Below are 2,732 nucleotides of genomic sequence, written 5' to 3' on the forward strand. Positions count from 1 at the left end.
GGGTGAACGGTGTCCCGATCGACTGGTCCACCCTGCACACGAACCGCTCACCGCGACGCGTGCCCCTGCCCACCTACGCATTCGACACCAAGCGCCACTGGATCGAGCGGAAGACCGCTGGTGCGACGACGCCCGCGGCCCGCCTCTTTCAACCTGTCTTTCATCAGGTCCCCCTCACCGCGGCGATCACCGCAAGGCCCGGCGAACGCTGGCTCGTCTTCGCCGACAGGCTTGGCATCGCGGAGCGCTGGACCGCGCGCCTGCGAGAGGCCGGAGAGCGCGTCGTCACAGTGAAGACCGGGACGTCGTTCGAGCGTTCCGCACCGGACGCCTACGCTCTGCGCCCTGAAGTGACCGATGACTTCGACCGGCTCGTCCGCGAACTCCAGGACACCGATGGAACAAGCGGTACATGGAACGTCCTTTACCTGTGGGCGGTCGACACCGAGGCCGAGGTCGACCGGGCGCGTGTCTTCGCGCTCGACGCACTGGTGTACTTCGCCCGTGCGCTCGGACTGCACCGCGGAACCGAGCAGACCCGGCTCGCCGTGGTGACGCAGGGCCTCGCCAGGGTGGGCAACGGCGAGCCCGCACCGCCCACCCGCGCACTCGTCCTCGGCCCGGTCAAGACCCTGCCCCTGGAGTATCCGGCGCTCACCGCGTCCGCGATCGACATCGAGGGCCCGGCGGCGGAGGTCGATCCGCTCATCGCCGAGATCCGCGCGTCACTGCCGCATTCCTTCGTCGCCTACCGGGACACCACCCGCTACGTCGAGGGTGTCGAGGGCATGACCACGTCCGCGGGGGACGGAGAATCCGCGGCCCTCCGGCCACAAGGCGTCTACTTGATCACTGGCGGTCTTGGTGGCATCGGCCGCGCGATCGCCGCATGGATGGCACGGAAGTACCAAGCGCGCCTGGTGCTCGTCGGGCGGACGCCGCTTCCGCCGCGTGAACAGTGGCCGGCGCTCGAGAGCGATCCCACGATCCCCGCGGAGACCCGGATCCGCATCGTCGCGGTACGCGAGCTGGAGTCGTACGGGGCAGAGGTGCTTGTCGAAGCGTGCGACGTGAGCGACCGTACCGCTCTCGCCGATGTTGTCGCGCGGGCCGAGCTGTGGTTCGGGCCCATCGAAGGCGTCGTCCATGCCGCGGGCCTCGCCGGCGGGGGTCTCGCCCAGTTCCGGCACGTCGAGGCCATGCGGAAGGTGCTGACGCCCAAGGTCGACGGAACGCTCGCGCTCGCGGCAGTGCTCCACAGCCGACCGCTCGCCTTCTTCGCCGTGTTCTCCTCGACCGGCGCGCTTCTGGGCAGCCTCGGCCAGGTGGACTACTGCGCGGCGAACGCCTTCCTCGACGCATGGGCCGAGTCGCCAGGTGCTCCCGCACGTGTCGTCGCCATCGCATGGGACGCCTGGCGGAACGTGGGCATGGCGTCGCACGAGCGGCTCCCCGCTGCCGTACTCGAGGCACACGTCGGCGATGAGCCGTCGGGGATTTCCGCCGCCGACGCACTGGCCGTCTTCGAACGCGCACTCTTTGGAGGGCGGCGGCGCGTGATCGTCTCCGCCGAGAACTTGCCCAGCAGGCTCGAGCGCGGTACCAAACGCCACCAGGAGCGGTCGGCGGACCACCCTGCGCACGCGGTACGGTCACGCGCGGAGATCGAGAGCACGCTCACCGAGATATGGGAGAACCTCTTCGGGCGATCCCGCATCGACCGGGACGCGAACTTCTTCGACCTGGGCGGAGACTCCCTCCTCATCGTCGAAGCGGGCCAGCAGGTCAAGAAGCGGCTGCAGGTTTCGCTTGCCGTAGCGGACCTGTTCAAATACCCGACCATTGCCCGCCTCGCGGAGCGCCTCGCGCCGACTTCGTCTTCTCCGCAGGATGCGAAGTCTCCGTCGACGACCTTCCGGAACCCGGCGGACAGCTCCGACATTGCCGTCATCGGCATGGCCGCTCGTTTTCCCGGCGCCGACGACGTGGACGCGTTCTGGAACAACCTCGTCGATGGTGTGGAGTCACTGGTCCCCACTGATGAGCCTTCGGAGTCGGCGGTCGGCGGCCACGGCCAGTACGTGGCCATGGCCGGATCCGCCGACGGGGTCGATCTGTTCGATCCCGCGATGTTCGGATTCACACCGCGTGAGGCGGAGCTGATGGACCCGCAGCAGAGACTGCTGCTGATGTGCTCCTACCAGGCACTCGAGAACGCCGGATATGCCCCGCGCGGGCACTCGGGTACCGTCGCGGTCTACGTCGGCGCGGCGATGAGCAGCTACCTGCTCAACAACCTGATTCCCCAGCGCGGCTCGTCGGACATCGATCCGACAGTCGTGGGTCTCGGCAACGACAAGGACTTCGCCGCGACCCATATTTCCTACCGTCTCAACCTGCGCGGACCGAGCGTGAGCGTGAGCACGGCCTGTTCCACCTCGTTGGTGGCGATCGCCCACGCGTGCCGCAGTCTCATTTCGGGCGACAGCGACATGGCACTCGCAGGAGGAGCCAAGGTCCGCGCTCCAGAGCGCAGCGGCTACTGGTTCCAGGAGGGCGGCATCATGTCCCCCGACGGTCACTGCCGGGCGTTCGACGCCGACGGGCAGGGGACTGTCTTCTCCAGCGGAGCCGGCATCGTGGTGCTGAAGCGGCTGTCTGATGCGGTGCGTGACGGGGACACGATCCGTGCGGTGATCCGTGGTTCCGCGGTCAACAATGACGGTGCGGAC

Annotated in this window: 1 protein-coding gene; it reads left to right on the plus strand. The window is 68.2% G+C overall.

Features of this window, described 5'->3' with window-relative positions:
• Positions 1-59 precede the first annotated feature (59 nt).
• On the plus strand, positions 60-2,732 hold a 2,673-nt coding region (locus AC07B0_RS40280; protein WP_478900595.1), incomplete at its 3' end, for a beta-ketoacyl synthase N-terminal-like domain-containing protein.

The sequence above is a fragment of the Streptomyces sp. NPDC044704 genome (assembly GCF_056433525.1).